4 protein-coding genes are annotated in these 1,653 nt (G+C 69.3%); all 4 read right to left on the reverse strand.

Features of this window, described 5'->3' with window-relative positions; translation table 11 throughout:
• Nucleotides 1-8 precede the first annotated feature (8 nt).
• Nucleotides 9-317, reverse strand: a complete 309-nt coding sequence (locus J0670_RS37570; protein WP_207817258.1) for an antirestriction protein ArdA — start codon at nucleotides 315-317, stop codon at nucleotides 9-11.
• 48 nt (nucleotides 318-365) lie between these two features.
• The gene (locus J0670_RS37575) at nucleotides 366-551 is read right to left on the reverse strand and encodes a hypothetical protein (protein ID WP_207817259.1); all 186 of its coding nucleotides are present in this window, start codon (nucleotides 549-551) and stop codon (nucleotides 366-368) included.
• 52 nt (nucleotides 552-603) lie between these two features.
• Complete coding sequence (locus tag J0670_RS37580) at nucleotides 604-1,428, reverse strand: hypothetical protein (RefSeq protein WP_207817260.1); 825 nt, start codon at nucleotides 1,426-1,428, stop codon at nucleotides 604-606.
• A 43-nt stretch (nucleotides 1,429-1,471) separates the two neighbouring features.
• A partial coding sequence (locus J0670_RS37585) for a hypothetical protein (protein ID WP_207817261.1) occupies nucleotides 1,472-1,653 on the reverse strand: 182 nt, incomplete at its 5' end.

A 1,653-nucleotide genomic window follows, 5' to 3' on the forward strand; every position in this document is an offset into this window, starting at 1 on the left:
CGCACAGCTCAGATGGACCGGAAGACGTAGCCGCCGCTGGTGTGTGCGTAGTCGCACTGCCACGCGATCATGTCGATCCGGGGACGCCATCCCCGGCACCCTTCGACGGCCGCGCGGTATTCCTCGTCCATCTCCATCAGCTGGTCATGGGCGAAGTCCTCCAAGCTCTCCCACTCGCCCGCGTAGGCATCTTCGAAGGTCTGCACGGCGTACTCGGCGTTGCCGACGTACGCGGCGTAGGCGGTGAGGGCTTCGAGCTCTGCGACGATTCCGGCGTCTTCGGCAAGCTCGGTCAGGTAGTCGGCGGTGCGGCTCACGGTGGGGTCTCTCTCGGGTTGGTGCGGGGGTTCGGGTGGGGCCTGGTGTCAGACGGTGTCGGGGGCGTCGAACAGCTCGTCCAGCAGGAGGTCAAGGCCCCGGCCGAACTCCGGGTCGTGGCGCATGTCGCGGAACGCGTCGAACATCGCGTTCACGTGGTCGGGGTGGTCCATGCCGAGCTTGGCCAGGCGGGGCCAGTAGCCGGACAGTCGGAGGGCTTCGGCGCGGGTCATAGTGGTGCTTCCGTTCTGTGGTGCGGGAGTTGGAGGGGGTGGGGTTTGGTGCCTACGCGGCCCGGCCGTACACGGCGCGGTAGCCTTCGGCGCTGCCCCGGACGATGGCGCGCACGTCCTCGCGGTACGCGGCCCCCTGCTGCGTGGCGTAGCCGTCGAGGTAGGGCGTCAGGACTGCGACCAGGGGTTCGCCGGTGGTCCAGCCGGACCCGCCGGTCAGGGTGGGTGCGGTCCAGTGCACGGGCGGGCACGACTCGTTGAGCGCGCAGTCGCGGCACAGCGGCTCACCGGTCCGGGCGTCCATGAGGGTCAGCCACTCGTCACAGTCGGAGCAGGCGGTGTACCCCAGGCCGGACAGGGCGTCCTCGACCATGGTCATGGTGATCTCGCCGAGCGACGGGCACGACAGCTCGCGCAGCACGTCTTCACCGTCGATCCCGTCCGGCAGGGCGAGGGGTGAGCCTTCGATCTCTTCGACCATCGCGGCGTGTTCCCGCTCGGTGTGGTCGTCGTCGTCCAGCAAGGGGTATCCGGCCAGGCTGTCCGCGATGCGGCGCGCTGCGTCGGCGGCCAGGACCGAATCGGCGTCGTAGATGATCCCTTCGCCGCACGTGTCCCACAGCGTCCCGGGTTCCCCGGCAGCGTCGCCCATGATCCGGCAGGCGGCCTGCCAGTTGGACTGTGCGCGGATGGCCTGCCACTCGTGTTGGTGCCAGCCTTCCCCGTCCTCCAGGACGCCGCCCGTGCCGTCCATGACCATGCCGAGGCTGGCCCATCCGTGGCCGTCCGCTTCCGCCTCCATCCGGTTCACGAAGTCCCATGCGTGGCAGTGGTGTTCGGTGGCGGCGAGCAGTTCGGCGGTCAGGGTGGTGCTCATGATCGTGTTCCTTGCGGTGGTGCGGTTTGCGGGGGTCAGCGGGTTAGCGGGAGAGCCAGTCGCAGGCGTACGCGCTGCCCTGTTCGCAGGCGTCGTGCATGCCTTCGGTCCATCCGTCGTTGAAGGCTTCGACCTGCACGGCTTCGGGCACGGCCGGGTGGGCGGTCATGTGGCCAACCAGCCACCCGCCGACGGCGGTTGCGGCGGACAGGGTGATCACGGCGA

The sequence above is a fragment of the Streptomyces sp. FH025 genome (assembly GCF_017427025.1).
GTDB lineage: Bacteria > Actinomycetota > Actinomycetes > Streptomycetales > Streptomycetaceae > Kitasatospora.

Bases quoted from the DNA above. Each gene is read 5' to 3' on its own strand.
- J0670_RS37575 (WP_207817259.1), bottom strand. From the start codon at position 551: ATGACCCGCGCCGAAGCCCTCCGACTGTCCGGCTACTGGCCCCGCCTG.
- J0670_RS37580 (WP_207817260.1), bottom strand. From the start codon at position 1,428: ATGAGCACCACCCTGACCGCCGAACTGCTCGCCGCCACCGAACACCAC.